At 33.8% G+C, this 21,251-nt stretch carries 19 protein-coding genes and 1 pseudogene; 5 read left to right on the top strand and 15 right to left on the bottom strand.

The window, feature by feature from the left end; genetic code table 11:
* Positions 1 to 13 precede the first annotated feature (13 nt).
* From dnaB to RYK07_RS01790, 5 genes and pseudogenes are all read right to left on the bottom strand, one after another.
* On the bottom strand, positions 14 to 1,399 hold the full coding sequence (dnaB, locus tag RYK07_RS01810; RefSeq protein ID WP_006703156.1) for a replicative DNA helicase: 1,386 nt from the start codon (positions 1,397 to 1,399) through the stop codon (positions 14 to 16).
* 151 nt (positions 1,400 to 1,550) lie between these two features.
* Entirely contained in the window at positions 1,551 to 3,056 is a 1,506-nt protein-coding gene (lysS, locus tag RYK07_RS01805) for a lysine--tRNA ligase (protein WP_006703155.1), read from the bottom strand.
* A 235-nt stretch (positions 3,057 to 3,291) separates the two neighbouring features.
* A pseudogene (locus RYK07_RS01800) lies at positions 3,292 to 4,349 on the bottom strand (DMT family transporter).
* A 90-nt stretch (positions 4,350 to 4,439) separates the two neighbouring features.
* Positions 4,440 to 5,459: a tRNA dihydrouridine synthase DusB gene (gene dusB / locus RYK07_RS01795; protein ID WP_006703153.1), complete on the bottom strand. Its 1,020-nt coding sequence runs from the start codon at positions 5,457 to 5,459 to the stop codon at positions 4,440 to 4,442.
* Positions 5,460 to 5,599: 140 nt separating this feature from the next.
* Positions 5,600 to 6,541, bottom strand: coding sequence for a nucleoside hydrolase (locus RYK07_RS01790; protein WP_314852104.1), 942 nt, complete (start codon positions 6,539 to 6,541; stop codon positions 5,600 to 5,602).
* A gap of 170 nt (positions 6,542 to 6,711) precedes the next feature.
* Between RYK07_RS01790 and brnQ the strand changes: the two genes are divergently transcribed.
* Positions 6,712 to 8,028 (top strand): branched-chain amino acid transport system II carrier protein, encoded by a 1,317-nt coding sequence (gene brnQ, locus RYK07_RS01785; RefSeq protein ID WP_314852103.1) that lies wholly within the window; start codon positions 6,712 to 6,714, stop codon positions 8,026 to 8,028.
* Between the two features lie 70 nt (positions 8,029 to 8,098).
* Here brnQ and RYK07_RS01780 read toward each other — a convergent pair whose 3' ends face one another.
* From RYK07_RS01780 to sdaAB, 10 genes are all read right to left on the bottom strand, one after another.
* Positions 8,099 to 8,620 (bottom strand): YjbQ family protein, encoded by a 522-nt coding sequence (locus RYK07_RS01780; protein WP_006703149.1) that lies wholly within the window; start codon positions 8,618 to 8,620, stop codon positions 8,099 to 8,101.
* The gene (locus tag RYK07_RS01775) at positions 8,617 to 9,312 is read right to left on the bottom strand and encodes a triose-phosphate isomerase (RefSeq protein ID WP_006703148.1); all 696 of its coding nucleotides are present in this window, start codon (positions 9,310 to 9,312) and stop codon (positions 8,617 to 8,619) included. The genes RYK07_RS01780 and RYK07_RS01775 overlap by 4 nt, the downstream gene beginning before the upstream one ends.
* Positions 9,313 to 9,325: 13 nt before the next feature.
* Positions 9,326 to 10,150, bottom strand: a complete 825-nt coding sequence (locus RYK07_RS01770) for a class II fructose-bisphosphate aldolase (protein ID WP_314852102.1) — start codon at positions 10,148 to 10,150, stop codon at positions 9,326 to 9,328.
* Positions 10,151 to 10,153: 3 nt separating this feature from the next.
* Complete coding sequence (locus RYK07_RS01765; protein ID WP_314852101.1) at positions 10,154 to 10,438, bottom strand: PTS sugar transporter subunit IIB; 285 nt, start codon at positions 10,436 to 10,438, stop codon at positions 10,154 to 10,156.
* 12 nt (positions 10,439 to 10,450) lie between these two features.
* A complete protein-coding gene (locus RYK07_RS01760; protein WP_006703145.1) occupies positions 10,451 to 11,776 on the bottom strand; it encodes a PTS galactitol transporter subunit IIC in 1,326 nt (441 codons plus the stop codon).
* Between the two features lie 101 nt (positions 11,777 to 11,877).
* A complete protein-coding gene (locus RYK07_RS01755; protein WP_006703144.1) occupies positions 11,878 to 12,342 on the bottom strand; it encodes a PTS sugar transporter subunit IIA in 465 nt (154 codons plus the stop codon).
* Positions 12,332 to 14,284, bottom strand: a complete 1,953-nt coding sequence (locus RYK07_RS01750) for a BglG family transcription antiterminator (protein WP_006703143.1) — start codon at positions 14,282 to 14,284, stop codon at positions 12,332 to 12,334. The genes RYK07_RS01755 and RYK07_RS01750 overlap by 11 nt, the downstream gene beginning before the upstream one ends.
* Positions 14,285 to 14,590: 306 nt before the next feature.
* Positions 14,591 to 15,112, bottom strand: coding sequence for a peptide-methionine (S)-S-oxide reductase MsrA (gene msrA / locus RYK07_RS01745; protein ID WP_084443534.1), 522 nt, complete (start codon positions 15,110 to 15,112; stop codon positions 14,591 to 14,593).
* Positions 15,113 to 15,114: 2 nt separating this feature from the next.
* Entirely contained in the window at positions 15,115 to 16,017 is a 903-nt protein-coding gene (sdaAA, locus tag RYK07_RS01740; RefSeq protein ID WP_006703141.1) for an L-serine ammonia-lyase, iron-sulfur-dependent, subunit alpha, read from the bottom strand.
* Positions 16,018 to 16,037: 20 nt separating this feature from the next.
* Positions 16,038 to 16,709 (bottom strand): L-serine ammonia-lyase, iron-sulfur-dependent subunit beta, encoded by a 672-nt coding sequence (sdaAB, locus tag RYK07_RS01735; RefSeq protein WP_006703140.1) that lies wholly within the window; start codon positions 16,707 to 16,709, stop codon positions 16,038 to 16,040.
* A 276-nt stretch (positions 16,710 to 16,985) separates the two neighbouring features.
* Here sdaAB and RYK07_RS01730 point away from each other — a divergent pair, with 276 nt between their 5' ends.
* From RYK07_RS01730 to lacD, 4 genes are all read left to right on the top strand, one after another.
* Complete coding sequence (locus RYK07_RS01730) at positions 16,986 to 17,720, top strand: GntR family transcriptional regulator (RefSeq protein WP_006703139.1); 735 nt, start codon at positions 16,986 to 16,988, stop codon at positions 17,718 to 17,720.
* Positions 17,721 to 17,742: 22 nt separating this feature from the next.
* Positions 17,743 to 18,909 carry an SIS domain-containing protein gene (locus RYK07_RS01725; RefSeq protein ID WP_006703138.1) on the top strand — a complete coding sequence of 389 codons (1,167 nt, stop codon included), beginning with the start codon at positions 17,743 to 17,745 and terminating at the stop codon, positions 18,907 to 18,909.
* A gap of 46 nt (positions 18,910 to 18,955) precedes the next feature.
* On the top strand, positions 18,956 to 20,116 hold the full coding sequence (gene nagA, locus RYK07_RS01720; protein ID WP_314852099.1) for an N-acetylglucosamine-6-phosphate deacetylase: 1,161 nt from the start codon (positions 18,956 to 18,958) through the stop codon (positions 20,114 to 20,116).
* Positions 20,117 to 20,182: 66 nt separating this feature from the next.
* Entirely contained in the window at positions 20,183 to 21,187 is a 1,005-nt protein-coding gene (gene lacD, locus RYK07_RS01715) for a tagatose-bisphosphate aldolase (RefSeq protein ID WP_314852098.1), read from the top strand.
* Positions 21,188 to 21,251 lie beyond the last annotated feature (64 nt).

Genomic DNA, 21,251 nt, shown 5'->3' with positions numbered 1-21,251 from the left:
TAAATTATTTTTTCTACATTGGTGGCATTGAAGCTTCTAAACTTTTCGATGCTATCGATGTAAATTTATTATATTCTTTAATAAACATTAATTCTACGGTTCCTCGTGGACCGCTACGGTTCTTTTCTATAATGACTTCAATAATATTATTCGACTCTTGTTCTGGAACATTTCCATCTTCATCTGGTTCTTGTCGGTAATAATCCTCACGATATAAGAATGCTACAATATCCGCATCTTGCTCAATCGAACCTGATTCACGAATATCCGACATCACCGGACGTTTGTCCTGTCTTTGCTCTACTCCACGAGATAATTGAGATAAAGCAATGACTGGAACACTTAATTCTTTAGCAAGTTTCTTTAAATTTCTTGAAATTTCTGAAACTTCTTGTTGACGACTTTCTCGTCCATTTCCTTCGATTAATTGTAAGTAATCAATTACGATTAATCCTAAATTATTTCTCTCTTGTTTTAATCGTCTACATTTTGCACGAATTTCTGATACTCGAATCCCTGGAGTATCATCGATATAAATAGGAGCATTCGACAAAGTACCCGATGCCACAAAATAACTACGAAGTTCTTCTTCCGTTAAACGACCATTTCGCATATTACTTGCATCAATGCTTCCTTCCGAACATAACATCCGGTTTACAAGGGACTCGGCACTCATTTCTAAACTGAAAATTGCTACTGTTTCATTTGTTTTTGTCGCAACATTTTTCGCAATATTTAATACAAACGCTGTTTTACCAACAGATGGCCGAGCTGCTAAAATAATTAATTCATCCGAATGAAGTCCTGATGTCATTCGGTCTAAATCAATGTATCCTGTTGGAATCCCTGTAATTTCTCCCGTATTTTTCATACGCTCTTCAAGAGATAAATAGGCTTCGTTCAAGACTTTTGTAATATCTACAAATCCTGCTCGATTTCTCTTTTCAGAAACTTCTAAAATACTTCGCTCAGCTCTATCCAACACTGCTGCTACTTCATCTGTTTCACCATATGCATCTGTTGCAATATCCGTAGAAGTTCGAATTAATTTTCGTAAAGTTGATTTTTCACTAACGATTTTAGAATAATATTCTACATTCGAAGCAGTCGGAACTTTTTCAGCTAATTCTAATAAATAAAATTGCCCTCCTGCATTTTCTAATTGTTTATTTTGATTTAAACGTTCTGCAACTGAAACAATATCAATGGGCGAAGAATCATTATTTAATTCCACCATCGCTTTAAAAATCACTTGGTGGTTTACTCGATAAAAATCTTCTGGCATTAAAAATTCCATTACAGACACAATTGAATCTGGATCTAATAAAATTGCTCCTAAAACAGATTGTTCTGCATCTAAATTTTGCGGTGGAATTCTTCCTTCAAATTGTTCATCCACTTGTCCATTGACACCTTCTTTCATTCAATACATACGGTTTCATTTTACCATAAATTCTACAAAAGAAACAGACAGAACCTTTCGTAGAACAGAAAAAATCCAAGACGATTTCTCCGTCTTGGATTTTCTAAGAAGTGCCTTTTTCTAATAATTAATCTTGATGTTTCATTGTTGGGAATAGTAATACGTTACGGATTGATTGGCTATTTGTTAGTAACATTACTAAACGGTCAATACCGATACCTACCCCACCAGTTGGAGATAATCCATATTCTAATGCTTGTACGAAATCTTCATCTAATGGATGAGCTTCATCGTTACCTGTTTCTTTTTCTTCTACTTGTTTCATGAAACGTTCACGTTGATCAATTGGATCAGTTAACTCTGTAAATCCATTTGCATATTCTTTTGTACAAATGAAGCATTCGAAACGATCTGTGAATCGTGGATCTTCATCATTTTTACGAGCAAGTGGAGACACTGCTACTGGATGTCCATAAATGAATGTTGGTTGAATTAATGTTTCTTCTACAAAAGTTTCGAAGAATTCATTTACGACGTGACCATAAGTCATTGAGTCTTCAACTTTCACACCTTTTTCTTTAGCAATCGCACGAGCTTCTTCATCTGTCATTTCTACCCAGAAGTCTACTCCTGTTACTTCTTTAATGGCATCTACCATATGAACTCTCTTCCAAGGAGCTTTTAATTCAACTTCATATTCTCCATAAGGAACTTTTGTTTTACCTAAAACTTCTTGCGCAACACTCGATACGATTCCTTCTGTTAAGTCCATAACATCTTGATAGTCAGTGTAAGCAGTATAGATTTCGATAGATGTAAACTCAGGGTTGTGAGTTGTATCAATTCCTTCATTACGGAATACACGACCAATTTCATAAACACGTTCCATCCCACCTACTACTAAACGTTTTAAGTGTAATTCTGGAGCGATACGCATGTATAATTCCATATCTAAAGCATTGTGGTGAGTAATAAATGGACGAGCATTCGCACCCCCAGCTAATGTGTGTAATACTGGTGTTTCCACTTCTAAATAATCACGAGAATCTAAGTAATGACGAATTTCACGGATAATTTTACTACGTGTTACGAAACGATCCATACTGTCACGATTACTAATTAAATCTAAGTAACGTTGACGATATTGTTGTTCTACATTTGTTAATCCATGATATTTATCCGGTAATGGACGTAAAGCTTTTGTTAAATGAACAAATTGAGTAGCTTTAACAGATAATTCACCAGTGTTTGTCACCATAACTGTCCCTACAACACCAACGATATCTCCTAAGTCAGCTTTATCAAATAATTCATAAGCTTCGTCTCCGACAACATCTTTACGAACATAAATTTGAATTTGACCTTTACCATCTTGAATATGAGCAAAACCTGCTTTTCCTTTTCCACGTTTTGTCATAATACGACCTGCGATTTGAACAGTCACTTCTTCTTGTTCAGCTAAGCTTTCTTTTGTCGCACCTTCAAATTGTTGATGAATTTCTTCAGTGGATTGTTTTTGTTTAAATCCTGTTGAAAAAGGCTCTACTCCTTTTTCACGTAATTGATGCATTTTTTCACGGCGAACTTGTAATTGATCATTCAGTGTTTCTTGTACTTCTACTTCGTTAGACACTGTATTTCCTCCTTTTTTGTGACATGAGCCACTGTATTTCTAGTCTATTGTACCAATTATTGACTGATAAATAAAGCGTTTATGATTATGTTTATTTCTCTTTATTAAGCCTTCCTGACATTCTGGTCTTTTTCTTTTATCATCGTCAATATTTTTTAAACATACATATAAAAAAGACGATAGATTTTCCTTTCTATCGCCTATTGCGTCTCTATTTCACGTGATAAACTGAATTTTATACTCCATTCTCATGAGCCAATTTATGTTCATGACTATTGATAAAATCTTCATGTTCATGATGATGAAACTCTTCATTTCCAAAATGATAATGCTCATGAGTATGAGTAATCAAATGAGTATGTGTGACTCCATTATGTGTATGAACAATCGTATGCATATGCCCATGAAGATGATTTTTTATCATAGTATCATACACGACAAACACCGTTCCAATGAACATCAAAGCTAATCCCACAAAATATTCTACAGCTAGTTTTTCTCCATTTACTGCAAACGCTAAAAACGATCCTACAAAAGGTGCTACTGCATAATAGGCACTCGTCTTAGCTGCACCTAAATTTCTTTGTGCTCGTATATAAAGAAAAATACTTAATCCATATGAAACATAACCAAGCAACATAATCATGACAATATATTTCATTTCTGGAATCTTTTCACCAAGTAAGACAGCAATAACAAATGCGCCTCCCCCGGAAAAAATTCCTTTTAACAAAACAATCTGATATGTACTTTTCTCTGATATCTTTCTTGTACAGTTATTTTCAAGCCCCCAGCAACAAGTTGCTAAGATAACGAAAAGAGAGCCTATAGAAAACTGAAAACTACCGATTCCCTCAAATGACAAAACAATACTTGATAATGTAATAAACCCTATTGCAATCCACAGTTTTCCTGATACTTTTTCCTTAAAAATAAGTAACGCTATTAATGTAGTCACTACAATTTCAAAATTACCGAGGAGTGAGGCATTAGATGCTGTCCCCATTTTTATTCCTATCATTAAAAATATAGGTGCAACTATATCTAATAGAATCATTCCAACCGTATAAGGTAAATCCTGTTTTGTAAGTCTCTCTGATTTATCTTCTTTTTTGATGTGAAATAAATACATCATTCCAACCCCAACACCCGCTCCAAGATACAGAAAAGCTGCTAAAAAGTTGGTTGAACATTTTCCAATAGAATTTTTGAAAACGGTGTATTAATGGCATAAAATACAGCTGCTAACAACGCTAATATAATCGCACTTGTCTTTGTTTTCCCCTTCAAAATATCTCATCCCCAATACTAGAAAAATATAAGAAGCTATTCTTAATCAGAACAGCCTCTATTTTTAGTGATAATAGTAAATTCGATAATTTTTTACTCTACTTCTTTTCCTCGTTCTAACTGTCTTTCAACACGTTCTAAATGTTCTTGAACAAATTGGTCTAAAATTTGTTTCACTTGAGATACCGTTGTAGATTCATTAATCGCAACTTTTGTTTTTGTTGCACGAGGAATTCCTTTTAAGTAATAAGCAGCTAATTTACGGAATTCTTTTGTCGCTACTGACTCACCTTTTAAGTTAGCTAAACGATCTAAATGAGTTTTAGCAATTTCAATTTTTTCAGGAACTGTATTTTCCGGTAATAATTCTCCCGTTTCTAAATAATGAACGGTTTGTTTAATCATCCATGGATTTGCTAGAGCAGCTCGACCAATCATGACTCCATCAACACCCGCTATTTCAATCATTTTCTTAGCATCTTGAGGAGAACGCACATCTCCATTTCCAATTAATGGAATGCGTGTTAAGTTTTTCTTCACTTCCCCAAGGATTTCCCAGTTTGCTTTTCCATCATACATTTGTACACGAGTTCTACCATGCATCGCAACAGCACTTGCACCTGCTCGTTCTGCTGCAAGGGCATTTTCAACGGCATATAAATGTTCATCATCCCAACCAGTACGCATTTTCACTGTTACAGGTTTATCGACTGCATCCACTACTGCAGCAACCATTTCATAAACTTTATTTGGATCTAATAACCATTTTGCACCAGCTTCAGCTTTAATCACCTTATTAACAGGACATCCCATATTAATATCAATAATTGCAGCCTCTGTATTTTCTGCAACATATTTTGCAGCTTCTACTAATGTATCTTTATTCCCACCCATAATTTGGACGCTTAATGGATATTCATTTGGTTCAATATGCAACATACTTAATGTTTTTTCATTTCTAAATTGAATCCCTTTATCACTAATCATTTCGCAAACAACTAAGCCTGCTCCAAATTCTTTGACCGTTACACGAAAAGCTGAATTACTAATTCCAGCCATCGGTGCAACGACTACTGGATTGTCAATTTGAATATTGCCAATCTTAAAACTCATTTCATTTCCTCACTTTCAATCATTCTGCTTAGCTATTGTACCATAGATAGCTGTCATTCGTGTATTATCATGGTTTATTTCAATAATAAAAAAGAAAAACTACAAAAAGAATCTCTCCCTTTTGTAGTCAATCTAACTTTTTAATCTTTTCTTGCTAAGCCTGTAATATAATCAAAAAATGCATCACGGTCTACATGATAAACAAGGTCAACTGGACGACCGTCTTCTACACGAATCGTTCTACCAGAACTTGCACCTATTGTAATCACATCTGAAGGAACAACTTCTCGTTTCACTAAATCTTCTTTTCCAAAAGAAGCTGTTGTTAATACATCCCATAGGAAATAGGTTGAATTCGTAACATAGTGCGTCAATGGAGGAACAATGGCATAACATTGTCCTAAGAAATCAATACCTTCTACTTTACGTTCCCTCGCCCAACGGTCACGTACATCCAACGTTAATGGAACCATACGAGTACTTTCTAAAGCGACTAATTCAATTGGAATTGATGATTCCCAAACACGTTTTGCAGCAAATGGATCCCAATAAACGTTCCATTCAGCTGTTCCATCATGTTCCGGTTCTTCAATATTTCCTTGGTCTAAAAATGTACCGCCCATCCAGTATAATTTTCCAATTTTTTCTTCAATACTTGCATCCAAATCTAATGCTCGAGCTAAATCCGTTAATGGCCCTACAAATAATAAATCCACTTTATCCGTTGATTCCTTTAAAACATGCACTAAATCCTCATGTGCTTTATAAGGGGAATCTTGTACTAAAATCGGTTTATGTTCATTTAAGATTGGCAAAGCGTCTACTGTAAATGCATGCATTCTCCACTCTTTTGGAAATGGATGAACCGGTCGTGAATTTGAAGAAGCAACACGGATTCTTTGATCTTTTGTAGAACCAAATTTTTGAATAATTTTCTTACTTGCTTCAACCGCAGGTTCTAAGTAACAATCGGCTTCAATAACACCTACACCAACTAGTTCAACATCTTCCATTTTTAATAATAAATATAATGAGACTAAATCATCTACTCCACCATCATGGTTTAAATATACTTTACGCAAAAGGGCAACCTCCTAACAAATTGTTTTCCTACTAATATTGTAATCAATTACTCTTATAAAATCTACTCGTGAAAATTTATACATAAAACTAGCAATCCTAAAAAAGAAATGGTACACTATTTATAATTATTTTTTAATCATTTTTTAAGAATATGCCTAGGAGGAAATTTATGTCTCGAAAGAAAATCACTGATATTATTATTTGTGGATTTGCATTATTTGCCATCTTCTTTGGTGCTGGGAATTTAATCTTCCCCCCTTATTTAGGAGTTATTTCTGGAAATAACTGGGGAATTGCAAATATTGCATTCTTACTATCAGATCCACTTTTACCAATTCTTGGGGTAATTGTAACAGCTCTATTAGGAGGACAAGCAACCGATTTAGGAAAAAGAGTTAGTAAACATTTTTCTATCATTATTGGAGCGATTTCCATTATCTTAATTGGACCATTATTTGCCGTTCCAAGAACCGGAGCTACTACTCATGAGATTTTTGTACAATCATTTGTACCAACTGCTCCACAATGGATTACCTCTCTTATCTTTTTTGGATTAACCTTATATATTGCGATTCATTCGCACACCGTTATTGATGCGATTGGAAAATATTTAACTCCAATTTTATTAATCATTCTATTACTAGTATTTATTGCAGCTGTAGTTCAGCCAAATGCAAGCTTCCAAACAACAACTTCTGCAGGATTATTTTCTCAAAGTTTTAAAGAAGGCTACCAAACAATGGACGCACTTGGCGCAGCTTTAATGGCAGGAGTTGTGATTTCTGACTTAACTAGACGAGGTTATACAGAGAAAAAAGAACAACATCAAATGATGTTTGGAGTCGGCATTGTATCTTTCATTTTACTAGCATTAGTGTACAGCAGCTTAACGTATGCTGGAGCTACTGTAAGTACGGTTTATGACTCAACAGTTCAACGTCCTGCATTACTAATCGGATTAATTGAACAATTATTAGGTTCATTTGGTAAAGTCGCTATGGGAATTGCTGTATCCTTTGCTTGCTTAACAACATCTGTTGGATTAATTACAACTTGTGGTCATTATTTTTCAACCTTAACAAATGGAAAATTAGAATACAAAAAAATTGTTGTAGTATCAGTCGTTCTTTCCTTCCTTCTATCACTTTTAGGAGTGGATGCCTTATTACAATTAGCAGTTCCAGTACTAAGCGCTATTTACCCAATGGTCATCGCCTTAATCTTTTTATCAATTTTTGACCGCTATATTGTTTATAACTGGACTTATACCGGTGCAGTTGTTGGAGCATTCTTCATTGGAGGAATTCAAGCTATTCATCTATTCTCTCAAATGCAAGGTGGCAACTTCCTCTCTGGATTAGCCGATTGGACAAACACCTTACCATTACATCAATTTGGATTTGAATGGTTAGTACCTGCTATTATCGGTTCAGTAGTCTTTACGGTTATTAGTAAATTCACTGGGTTGGGGAGTAAGAGATTTTAAATACATTAAGTAGAAACCCCGAGGAATTTCATTTTTCGAATTTCCTCGGGGTTTGTTGTATATCTATTAATTATTCTCCAATAATCACAACTCGATACTTTCTTGTTCTTTCTCGAGTTTTATCAAAGTCTGCAAAATAAACATAACCTGTTTTTCCTATTGCCAGTTTACCATCTACAACAGCTAAGGTTTCACTAGAACCCAAGATTGTGGCTTTTAGATGAGCATCTCCATTCCATAATGCACTTCTATCTCCATTTGGTAACCATTCTTCAGGGTTAGGCCAAGATTCAACTTCTTGATAATGTTTTTCACCAGGATAATGATAACTATCCGCACTTAAATGGGGTGGAATAATCTTGTCTAAAATAGTATTTAAATCTAATTGTAAATAATCTACACCATTTTCATCTTTATCATGTGTATCCTCTTCAAAGAAAACAGAACATGTTGTATGTGCTGTGATAACTGTACATATTCCTGATTGAATACCACTTTCAGTAATAGTTTGATGTATAGAATTTGTAATATCAATATATGATACTTGACCTTCTTTTGCATCTACTTTAAATTCTTTTTGAAATACCGTCATTTTTTCTCCTCATTCATTGCTTTGTCAATAGCTTCAATCATTAATTTTAACATTAGTTTCGGATCTTTTGCTTTAACAATTCCACTTGTGCAGCCTGTACCATCTGCACCAAGCTTAATTGTACGATAGACATCATTCTCATTCATAATTCCAGCACCTTGCATCATTAAAATATCTGAATTAACAGATTTCACTTGATGATTAGTTTCTAAAATATATGAATCGTCACTTGTTTGTCCTGTCCCAATCAACTCTGTAGGTTCACATAACATGATTGTTGGATTTAACATTGCCAACATTCGTGCTTCTTTAATAGAATCTGCACACAAAATCGTTATAAGTCCCAATTTTTCAGCTTGATTGATTGAAGCGACTACTTGAGATGTTGTTAATGGATGTTCAGCATGATTTAAAAAAGTAGCTCTTGCTCCAGCGTTATATAATGAAGCTGGCAAAACTGCTCCCATTCCTCTACCACAATCAATTCCATCTAAGTGTTGAGCTGTCACAATAATATGTTTCGTTTCGCTGGATACTTTATGAATATCTGCATATGGACACGTCACAAAAATACTAATTTCTGGATACTGTTCAGCTAATCGATCAGCTTCTTTTGCTAATTCTAATAATTCATTTCCAAATAAATATGACTTCGGATTAAAAATGAAAAATTTATCTTTAATAGTTTCCATTTGTTTTCTCCTTTTATTTAGTCTCAAACACACGATAATAATGTTTTAAAGTAGTTTTCATACCTTCTCTTGAAGCTTTTAATACATCAATATAGTTTGTAAATGATTTTTCAGAAACTGATTTTGCACCAGAGTCCATAAAATCACTATAAATATTAATTTTTGAAATTCCTTCTCGTGCACAACGGTTCAAATTATCATCTCCTGAACCTGATCCACCATGTAAAACTAATGGAATATTTAATACATTCCGTAACTCAGATAATCGTTGGAAATTAATTTTTGGAATACCTTTATACAAGCCATGAGAAGTCCCTATTGAAACTGCTAAAGAATCAACATTAGTTTCTTGAACAAATTTTTCAGCATCTTCAACATTTGTATAAATAGACTTTATTTCGTCTTTCGATACATCTCCATTTGCTCCAACAAAACCAATTTCTGCTTCAACATCAACTCCAAATTCATGGGCAATTTCAACAACCTCTTTTGTTTTTCTAACATTTTCTTCAAAAGAATCTAAAGATGCATCAATCATTACGGAATTAAATCCTAATTGAATTGCTCTTTTTATAAATGCTAAATCTTGTCCATGATCTAGATGTAACACAACTGGAGTTTTTGCTTTTTTCTGAAAATATTTTCCAATACTAGCAGCCTCTTCTAAACTTAAATAAGGAGAATGTACTTGTGCAAAAGCTAAAATTAGTGGAAGATTCAATTCTTCACTCATTTCTACATACGCTTTGGCAGAATTCCAATCAATAAAGTTTGTTGCTGGAATTGCAAAATTACCTTGTTTTGCTTTTCCTAATACATCTCTCATATATGCTTTCATTGACTAAGCCTCCAACGCTGCTTTCAATTCACTCCATAAAGCGTCAATTCCCATACCTGTCAATAAAGGTAATCCCATAATCACTTTATCTTTAATTGAATCAGGTACAACTGTTGTAGAAATTACAATATCATATTCATCAATACGATTAACTTCTTCTGAAACTTTGGATTGAAAAACTTGAACTTTATCTGAATAATTATTATCAGATAACCATTGTTTTACTTTCCCAGCAACAACTGTTGATGTTGCAATTCCAGAACCACACATAATTAATAATTTTTTCATAATCTTATTCTCCTATTTCTCTGCACGAACTTTATTTACATAATATAATCCTGCTAATGAAGCTACTAGAACTACTGACAGAATTACCCAAGGTGCAGTTTTTCCTGCAAACACAAACAACCATGTTGGCCATAATCCACCTTCTGCTAAAGCAGTAATACTTGTATTTCCACCTAAATCAAAGTTTGCTGCTTGAGCTGCTTTTGTTACTAAAGGAGCTACCCATGAAGTAATGTAGAAAATACTTGCAATATAAATTGTTCCCCCAACAACTGTACGAACAATATTTCCTCTAAATACAGCTGCCATTAAACATACTACAAATGGAATTGTAGCTAAATCACCAAATGGTAATGTTTGGTTTCCTGGTAAAATTACTGCTAATAAAATTGTAATTGGAACTAAAATTAATGAACTTGATAATACTGCTGGATGTCCAACTGATAAAGCAGAGTCCATACCAATATTTACTTCACGACCAGGGAATCGTTTTTGAACAAATTCATTTGCAGCCTCAGAAATTGGAGTAAGACCTTCCATTAAAAGTGATACCATACGAGGCATAATGACCATAACAGCTGACATCTTAACACCTAATTGTAAAACACCTTTTGGATCGTAACCTGCTAATAATCCCATAACAATACCAATTACAAGACCTAATACTGTACTTTCACCAAAAATACCAAATTTCTTTTGAATACTTTCTGGATTTGCTTCAATTTTATTAAATCCAGGAATTCTATCAAACACCCAATTTAATGGAATAGCTACTAAAAATCCAGGTGCTGATGTTCCATGTGGGAATGTAATGTTAGGGAATCCATAGAATTTTTTAATAGCTGGAGCAATAATATCTGCTAATAAATAAATCATTACTAAATATACAATTGTTGCATATAATCCTAATGTAAAATCTTGAGTAAGTGCATATACTAAAGATGCTACAAAAGCTGCATGCCAGAAATTCCACATATCTACCATTAATGTTTTTGTTAATCCTAAGAATAGTAATAAAACATTAATTCCGATACCAATTGGAATAGCTAAACTTCCTAATAATGTTCCATAAGAAATTGCTGCTGCTGCAGGCCAACCAACGTCAATTGTTGTTAAATGTAATCCAAATCTTTCAACCATTGCTTGAGCTGCAGGTCCTAAGCTACCTCCTAATAAATCAACTACCATATTCAATCCAACAAAACCAACCCCGACAATTACACCCGATACAAATGCTTTTTTAGGTTTAGTTCCTAAAATCATACCAAAAATAAAAATTAAAATTGGTAATACTACAATTGCGCCTAAATCGATAAATTTTTGAAATAATGCCAACATAATCTTTTCCTCCTAATAATTAAAATACTCAGTTTAAACAGTCTGATTCTGGTTGTTTAGTAAATTTTCCTCCTTTCTTTTTTACTAAACTTATTCCTTTATTATTTTATATTTTTAATTGCTAGCAATTCTTTTACTTCTTTGGATGTTGTATATTCATCCATATTCATTAATTTCTCCATGATTTCTTTATCCTGAAGAATTTCTATTAATTGTTGTAAAATCGTTAATTGACTATGAGCCTCTTTCAAAGCAAGCATAAAAATTACTTTTACAGAAACTTCCACATCATTTGTCCCCATTTGATAAAATGAAACTGGATTTTCTAACGTCATTACTGCTATTTGTTCCTTATTAACATGTTCTACATCTGTATGAGGAATAGCGATTCCATATTTTTCAAACTGTAATCCTGTTGGAAATACTTTTTCTCTATTTAAAATAGCTTCCTTATACGATTCTTTCACAATTCCTTTTTCAATCAGTTTATCTGACAAATAAGTCAACGCTTCTTCTTTAGAACTAATATTTTTTATATTAATTTCAAAAATTTCTTTATCTAGCATTTTGACTCACCTCCTCAAGTATTTTATTCTTAATTTTCTTTCCATCTGACATCAACATTAATTCCGACATCAAATTTTGATTTTCTATAACGGAATATAAGGCTATTAGACTGTCTTTAAATACTGGAATATCCTGTTCAGCGATTGCTATTAGTAATACTAAACTAACTTGATTTTTTCCCCATTCAATAGGTTTATCTAAACTCATTAAAATTAGTTCAGATTGTTTAACAACTTTTGGATCACAATGTGGTAAAGCTATACCTGTATAAACACTCGTACTTCCTAATAACTCTCTTTGGTTAATGGAATCTCTAAATTCTTCCGTTTGATTTCCAATACTACATTCAATTATCAGTCGTTCAATACATTCCTGTTTATTTTTGACATTTATCTTAATTAATTTTGGTTCTTTTAATAGAGTATTCAAAGATGCTACATTAAATTCCCTTCCATTTAAAGAAGTTTTCATCATTCGATAGTTATCTGTACTTTGTTCAGCATAAAACTGTTGAATCATTCTTAACTCTTCTTTTGTAATAATAGGACTAACTTCTATAACAGGTATATTTAGTTCAGGTAATCCAATAGTAGAAATTACTAAATCAATATTTCTTAAATCATAGAAATCTAGCTCTCTTAAACTAATAGTTGTCAGTTTCTCATTGCTAGAAAAGATTCTACGTAGCTTATTCATGATTAATTCAGAAGTAGCAATTCCATTTTGGCAAATTACGACAATATTCAAAGGTTTCATTATTTTTTCAATAGCTACTTGAAAATGTATAACAATAAAAGCCAATTCTTCATTCGGTATACTTAATTCATAATATTGAGATAAAGTTCTTATTGATAACCAAATGACATTAAATAAACTAGAATATTGTTTTTTTATTTCCTCCAAGGCAGGGTTAGAAATAAAATTTTGATTTCGTAATCTTATAATCATTTTTGAAATATGAGCACTAAGCATCATCTGTAAATGCTCGTCTGTTGTAAGATTTAAACTTAATAAATTAGAAACCTTTTGTATCAATGTTTTTACTTGTTCGTTAACATTTTTCATATATTCAACAGACTGGATATTAAATCCAAAGGCTAATAAATTATATGCCATCGCTTCAATTTCATAAGGAGAAATTTTTTCAAGAGTAAAATTTAGAATAGTCTCTAATAATTCTCCAGCAAAGAAATATACTTCTAAATGGTTTACATCATTAACTAAGTTACTTAATCTATTAGTTAAAATTTCATTAGCCTCGTTTCGTTTTTTAAAAATTAAACAATCAAGTAATAATGAATATAAGTATTCATCTGTAAAATGAAATTGATACTTTTCTGATAGTTTAACAATAGATTTTTGACAATTATTTATATCTTCTTTCGAAAAAAATAATTCCAAATTTTTAAAACGATCTCTATCGTTTGATACAAATTTCACAATAAATATTTCAAGAGCCTTACGTATATTTCTTTCATTTCCTTTTAGAATTATCTCATCCCTTTTTATTTTTAACTTCACGTCAAAGGAAATAAATATACTATTTAATTTATCAATCAGTCTATGAATCGTAGAGTCAGTAACAAACATTTCCTCTGAAAATTCATATAAGTCTACTTTTTCATGAGTAATAAATAATTTCCTTATAAGCTCTTTTTCACGATATTCAGGAGAAAATGATTCTTTCATTTCTCCATTCAGTTTTATTATTTTCGTGTGAATCTTTTTATTTTCCAATTGTGATAATAATTTAATTCCTTTTCTTGGAATTTTTATTACTTCTGTTTCTATTGAATTCCCCTTCAAAAAATCATTAATCTTATCAATATCTTGATAAACAGTTTTAGTCGAAACCTTATATCTATCAGCTAATTGATTAGCAGATAAATACTCTATATTTTTCATTAGGTACTCTAATAATAATACTTGCCTTTTATTCATCCCCTCACCCCTAACTCAAGGTTTCATTGAATTTAATGGTACCGTTTAACTTACTATTAGTATAAAGTAAGCAGTTGCCATTTTTTAGTCAATGTACTTCCATATTAATGTGGAAGTGTTTCTATTTTTATCCCCTCAACTCTATTTGTCAACAACATTTATTCCTATAAATTTCGTATTTTTTCAATATATATAAAGATTATTTCTATACTAATACAAAAAATCAACCCGCTTACTTCCTAAAAAGTAAAACGGGTTGTCCACATTTCTTATGATTCAATTCTTTAAATAACTTCAACTGAAATCCTATTTCCAACTTTCTTCAATAAACGTATCACGTCCAGACATCCCACGGTAACGGTAGTAATGATCTGGATTTTTCTTATAAAAATCTTGGTGGTATTCTTCAGCTGGATAAAATGTACTAGCTGGTTCAATTTTTGTTACAATATCTTTTTTAAATCGTCCACTTTCTTGTAAAGCTTTTTTCGAAGCTTCTGCGATCGCTTTTTGTTCAGGAGAATGATAGAAAATCACTGGTCGATAAGAATCGCCTCTATCTACAAATTGTCCCATCGCATCTGTTGGGTCTGTTTGTTGCCAATAGACTTCCACTAATTGTTCATAAGAGAAGATTTCTGGATCAAAGGTAATTTGTACAGCTTCTGTATGTCCTGTTTTTCCTGAACAAACTTCTTTATAAGTAGGATTTTCCTTATGTCCCCCTGTATAACCTGCAATGACAGATTCAATTCCTGGTTGTGTATCAAATGGTTTAATCATACACCAGAAGCAGCCTCCTGCAAATGTTGCGATTTCTTTTGCCATCATTATTCCTCCTCTTTTTCTAGCGAAACATCTTGCCCGAAAATTTTCATTTTTATCGCTAGTCCTGTTCGAGTACCGGCGGTTCCGCCTAATCCTGTTTCTCTTAATTCACTTGGCATTCTTCTACCGATAGAACGCATTGCTTCAATCGTTTCATCTGCTGGAATGACATTTGTAATTCCTGCTAACGCCATATCAGCCGCAATCAATGCATTTCCTGCTCCAATCGCATTTCTCTTCACACATGGGATTTCTACTAATCCGGCAACAGGGTCACACACTAATCCTAGCAAATTCCCTAATGCAATCGAAAAAGCTTCTGAACATTGTTGCGGCGTCCCTCCAGCAGCTTCAACAGCTGCTGCTGCAGACATCGCACTAGCACTTCCCACTTCTGCTTGGCAACCACCCATAGCGCCCGAAATCATCGCATTATTGGCAACGACCATTCCGAATGCTGAAGCAGTGAACAAGAATCTCACTTGCTGTTCTTGAGTTAAGTCCATGCTATCTGCAATGGAAAATATAACGCCTGGTAATGTCCCACTTGCTCCCGCAGTTGGTGTCGCACACACAATTCCCATTGCTGCATTCACTTCATTTGTTCCTAGAGCGTACTGCACTCCTGCTAAAATATTATCTCCAGATAAAGTTTTTCCCTTTTCGCGATATTTTTTCATTTTTACAGCATCGCCACCGGTTAGTCCTGTTGGAGAGAATACACCTTGACCCTGTACACTTCTTTCTACCGCATTTTTCATTGTTTGAAGATTTTTTTCCATCTTCGCCCAAATAAATTCTCGACTTTGTTGGGTCATTTCCATTTCTTGTTCAATCATTACTTCAGAAATAGATTTATTTTGGCTAGTTGCTAATGCGACTAATTCCTGTATGCTAACAAACATCACGAAATTCCTTTCTTATTTTATGTAAAGACATAGATTGTTTTTTCTTGTTGAATGAATTGTAATTTTTCTTGAAGAGTTGGAGAAATTAATCCATTCAATTCATAACTAATAAAGCGCGATGAACCTTCCTTTAATTCTTTTTGTTTCCCAATCGAAACACCAAATTCTTCTAATAGAGGTTTCACTATTGAATTTTCTTCAATTGGAAGAATTTCTAAAATAATCGGTAATGGTCCTGAAAAATTGGAGATAAATCCATCTACTTCCACATATTTGATTTCCACAGTTCCTCCACCAATAGAAGTCCCGATTAAACGGACTCGTCTTGTTGCAGACATCAACGTTAAATCCGCCGTATTCGCATGAGCGACTGGACTTGGTTCATCTCTTTCGATAAATTCAATGGAAACGCCTTGTTTCGTAGCAATCTCCACCGCTTGTGGAACACGTTCATCATCTGTTTCAAAGCCCAGAACTCCACTAATAATGGCAAAATCTGTGCCATGCCCTTTATGAGTTTGAGCAAATGATTCATAATAAATACATTGGACACTTTTGGGAGTTCCACCAAACAATTGTCTAGCGCATCTTCCAATCGCAAGCGCTCCTGCTGTATGAGAACTTGATGGTCCAATCATAATAGGACCGATAATATCGAAACAACTTTTATAATTGAACACTTTATCCACAATGATACCCCTCTCTTTTGTACCCTTTATTGTACTTTTTTTCTAAGAAGCTCGTCAAGTTTTGCATCATCTTCTCCTATTCAAAATAATACAAACCACTCATCACTTTTTGCTATAGATTGCCTACTCTCTTTTAAACTATTTCTAAGAAAGGAAAATTCTTGCTTAGAATAGTTTTTTTGATAGAATTCTTGACTTATGAGTTTTTTAAACTTAAAATAACAATAACTGGTAATGACCAGTAGACGTTAATGTTTTAGAAAGGAGGGAAATCCAATGGTAGAAACAGAACAAGTGCCACTTTATTCTAAATTAAGTTTAGATCTTATCGAATATATTACAACACATGGACAAGTACACCAAAAAATGTTGTCCGAACGAGAAATTTGTAAAGAATATGGTGTAAGTCGCACGACTGTCCGCACAGCCTTAAAAGAATTAGAATCCTTAGGCTACATTTACAAACGCCATGGAAAAGGCACTTTTATTTCTAGCCAATGGAAAGAACGTCAAAATTTACTAGAAGGCTATAGTTTTACGGAACAAATGAAAGAATTAGGCAGAACTCCTTCAACCAGTATTACTGCATTTCATTACTACAAAGCCGATAGCTATATTGCTCAGCAATTAGGAATTGAAACTGGTGAATATATTTATCGACTCAAACGAATTCGTTTTGCAGATGGCGTACCAATGATGAAGGAAACTACCTTCTTACCCGCTAGACTATTCCCTAATCTCACACAAGAACAATTACAAAATCGTTCCTTGTATGAAGTTTTCTCAGATGATTTTCAACAAAAAATCATTTATGCAGATGAGGAATTTTCAGCGAGTATTCTTACAAAAGATGAGGCCCCTATCTTGGAAACACCGATGCATGCTGCTTGTCTACGCTTAAAAAGAATTAGTGTAAATAACGAAAATCATGTCATCGAATTTACAATCAGTGTTGCAAGAAGTGACCAATTCTTCTATAAAGTTCGTTACCATAGAAATTCACATAAATAAATCAAAAATGGGAGGTTTTGAAATGTTTCAATTTTCAAAAGAACAACTAGAAGCACTAACAGCAGAAATCACAACTCGTGAAATTCGCCAACAACCAGAATTATGGCAGGAAGCATTTGATTATTATTCAGAAAACTTAAACCGTATTCAAGCATTCTTAAAGTCATTACCACATGATCACTATCGTGTTATTTTTACCGGTGCAGGTACATCTCAATATGTAGGAGATACAATTTTACCTTATTTAAAACGTCATGGACGTGAGGATCGTTTTGAATTCCAATCTGTAGGAACAACTAACTTAGTAAGTAATCCTCTAGATTATTTCAAAGCAGAAATCCCTACTATTTTAGTATCATTTGCACGTAGCGGAAATTCTCCAGAAAGTTTAGCCAGCGTTCAATTAGGACAACAAATTGTGAAAGACTTCTATCAAATTACCATTACTTGTGCTCCAGAAGGAAAATTAGCTCTAGCAGCACCTGGCGATGACCATAACTTATTATTAATGATGCCTGCCCGCTCAAATGATGCTGGTTTTGCGATGACTGGTAGCTTTACTTGTATGACATTAACAGCTTTATTAATTTTCGATGAAGGACACTCACTTGAAGAAAAAGCAGCTTTTATAACAGCTATTCGTCAAATGGGAGAAAGTGTGTTAGAACGTGAACATGTCTTACAACAATTTGTAGACTTAGACTATAATCGTGTCATTTATCTTGGATCTGGTCCATTAGCGGGTCTAGCACGTGAAGTACAATTAAAAATTCTAGAATTAACAGCTGGTAAAATTGCTACAATCTATGATTCTTCTATGGGATTCCGTCACGGTCCTAAATCATTCGTAGATGCTCGTTCTCTAGCATTTGTCTTTGTTTCAAATGATGCTTATACACGTCAATATGACTTAGATATTTTAGAAGAAATGAATGGGGACAGTATTGCTCCATTAGTTTGTGCAGTAGGAGTATCTGTTGAAGGTCAATATGAAGGAACAAGCTTTAATTTTGCAGAAGAATTCTCTTCAGTTCCAGATGCTTATTTAGCACTACCATATGCTATCTTCGGACAAACAATTGGACTATTATCTTCTGTTAAAGTGGGAAATAAACCTGACACACCTTCTCCAAGTGGAACAGTAAACCGTGTTGTAAAAGGGGTAACCATTCACCCATTAAATGTTTAATTCGTTCATAAATATATCGTAAAAAAAGATTAAAAGGAGGGATATTATGACTAGTTATATTTATGCAAAACAATTTTATTTTGAAGATGTTGTCAAAGGCCCTGGATATTTACCAATTTTAGAATCAGGGGTGTTTGGAGAATTTCAAGAAGAAAGACCAACAGATGGTTCTATTATAGACTATGCTACCTATAGCATTGCCCCAGGTCTTGTGGATACACATATTCATGGATACAAAGGCGCAGATGTCATGGATAATGATGTAGAAGGCTTAAAAACCATTTCTGCTGGTTTACCTAGTTGTGGGGTTACTTCCTACTTACCAACTACTCTAACAGCTTCTAGAGAGTTACTAAATGATGTTTGTCAAACAATCGGGGATAATGCTGCATCTATTCCTGGTGCGAAAATTAGAGGAATTTTCTTAGAAGGACCTTTCTTTAGTGAAATTCATAAAGGGGCTCAAAATCCTAAATATATGGGAGATCCAAAATCAGAAATTTTAGATGAATGGCAACAAAAAGCAAATGGTTGGGTAAAGAAAATTGCGATTGCTCCTGAACGTGATGGAGCCGTTGACTTTATCAAACATGCTGTAAAAGAAGATATCTACGTTGCCTTAGCTCATACAGATGCAACATATGAAGAATGTAAAAATGCAGTTGACGCAGGTGCAAATATTTTCGTTCATACTTATAACGGTATGCGTGGACTTCACCACCGTGAACCAGGTGTAGTTGGAGCAGCCTTAACTCTTCCAAATGAATTTGATGTGTTTGACGAATTAATTTGTGATGGTCACCATGTTCATCCAGTTGCTGCGAATATTGTCATGAATTGTTGCGGCCGACACCGTACAGCTTTAATTACAGACTGTATGCGTGCTGGTGGATTAGGCGAATGCGAATCTACATTAGGAGAATTTGACGTTATTGTAAAAGATGGCACAGCTCGATTGAAACATAATGGCAGCCTTGCTGGTAGTATTTTAGAACTAATCCAAGGTGTTCAAAATGTTGTAAAATGGGGAATCGCAACTCCTCACGAAGCTCTATTAATGGCTAGTTTAGTCCCTGCAAAATCAGTAGGAATTGATGATGTTTGCGGACACCTAGAACCAGGATATGCAGCTGACTTTATCGTTTTAGATGATGACTTACAATTACAAGCCACTTATTTAGACGGTAAAGCTTATTTTGAAAAATAAAAAAAGTTAGACAGAGAATATAAGGCGTGAGAAACCCTTGCAATAAAATGATTAGGAGTGTTAAATATGTCAAAACATACAGTTACAAAAGGAAAATACGAACATTTACGTCGTTTATCAAATGAAAATCATGTCATCGGTGCATTAGCGATCGATCAACGTGGTTCTCTTAAAAAAATGATTGCCGCTGGAAATCCAGACCAAACAGGTGATGAAGGAATTATTCATTTTAAAGAATTAATTTCTGAAGAATTAACAAAATATTCTAGCTCAATTTTATTAGACCCTGAATATGGATTACCTGCTGCAGAAAAAAGAAATGCAGATTGTGGATTATTAATTTCATATGAAAAAACAGGATATGACGCTACAGAAGTTGGACGCTTACCTGACTTATTACCAATCTGGTCAGCAAAACGTATTAAAGAAATCGGAGCCGATGCTGTAAAAGTATTACTATACTATGATATTGATGAAGATCCAGCAATTAACGATATTAAACATGCATGGGTAGAACGTGTTGGTAGTGAATGTACTGCGGAAGATATTCCTTTCTTCTTAGAAATCGTTTCTTATGATGCAAGTAATGAAGATGTAAAATCTGCTCATTATGCAAGCTTAAAACCTCATAAAGTAAATGATGCGATGAAAGTATTCTCTGACCCTCGTTATCAAGTAGACGTCTTAAAAGTTGAAGTTCCTGTCAATATGAACTTTGTAGAAGGATTTACAGCTGAAGGGGTTGAACCTGTATATACTCGTCAAGAAGCTTTAACATACTTCAAAGAACAATCAGAAATCACTCACTTACCATTTATCTTCTTAAGTGCTGGTGTATCTGCATCATTATTCCAAGAAACTTTACGCTTTGCTCAAGAAGCAGGTTCTAAATTCAATGGAGTATTATGTGGACGTGCTACTTGGAAAGATTCAGTAGCAGTTTACGCTAACGAAGGTGACAACAAAGGTCGTGAATGGTTAGCTTCAACTGGTCGTCAAAATATTGAAGACTTAAATGTTGTCTTAGATGAAACAGCTACTTCATGGTTAGATCGTGTAGAAGTAAAATAAGTTAATAAAGCAAAAAAGAGGCTGGGCAAAAAGTCTCAAAAATAGAAGAAAGCACTATAAAATT

It is taken from the genome of uncultured Granulicatella sp. (assembly GCF_963528315.1).
Classification (GTDB): domain Bacteria; phylum Bacillota; class Bacilli; order Lactobacillales; family Aerococcaceae; genus Granulicatella.
This window is presented reverse-complemented; position numbering and strand designations above follow the sequence as displayed.

Coding starts and splice junctions, on each gene's coding strand:
- dusB (WP_006703153.1), bottom strand. CDS start 5,459: ATGAGTTTTAAGATTGGCAATATTCAAATTGACAATCCAGTAGTCGTT.
- brnQ (WP_314852103.1), top strand. CDS start 6,712: ATGTCTCGAAAGAAAATCACTGATATTATTATTTGTGGATTTGCATTA.
- RYK07_RS01780 (WP_006703149.1), bottom strand. CDS start 8,620: ATGACGGTATTTCAAAAAGAATTTAAAGTAGATGCAAAAGAAGGTCAA.
- RYK07_RS01775 (WP_006703148.1), bottom strand. CDS start 9,312: ATGGAAACTATTAAAGATAAATTTTTCATTTTTAATCCGAAGTCATAT.
- RYK07_RS01770 (WP_314852102.1), bottom strand. CDS start 10,150: ATGAAAGCATATATGAGAGATGTATTAGGAAAAGCAAAACAAGGTAAT.
- RYK07_RS01765 (WP_314852101.1), bottom strand. CDS start 10,438: ATGAAAAAATTATTAATTATGTGTGGTTCTGGAATTGCAACATCAACA.
- RYK07_RS01760 (WP_006703145.1), bottom strand. CDS start 11,776: ATGTTGGCATTATTTCAAAAATTTATCGATTTAGGCGCAATTGTAGTA.
- RYK07_RS01755 (WP_006703144.1), bottom strand. CDS start 12,342: ATGCTAGATAAAGAAATTTTTGAAATTAATATAAAAAATATTAGTTCT.
- RYK07_RS01750 (WP_006703143.1), bottom strand. CDS start 14,284: ATGAATAAAAGGCAAGTATTATTATTAGAGTACCTAATGAAAAATATA.
- msrA (WP_084443534.1), bottom strand. CDS start 15,112: ATGGCAAAAGAAATCGCAACATTTGCAGGAGGCTGCTTCTGGTGTATG.
- sdaAA (WP_006703141.1), bottom strand. CDS start 16,017: ATGTTTGTTAGCATACAGGAATTAGTCGCATTAGCAACTAGCCAAAAT.
- RYK07_RS01730 (WP_006703139.1), top strand. CDS start 16,986: ATGGTAGAAACAGAACAAGTGCCACTTTATTCTAAATTAAGTTTAGAT.
- RYK07_RS01725 (WP_006703138.1), top strand. CDS start 17,743: ATGTTTCAATTTTCAAAAGAACAACTAGAAGCACTAACAGCAGAAATC.
- nagA (WP_314852099.1), top strand. CDS start 18,956: ATGACTAGTTATATTTATGCAAAACAATTTTATTTTGAAGATGTTGTC.
- lacD (WP_314852098.1), top strand. CDS start 20,183: ATGTCAAAACATACAGTTACAAAAGGAAAATACGAACATTTACGTCGT.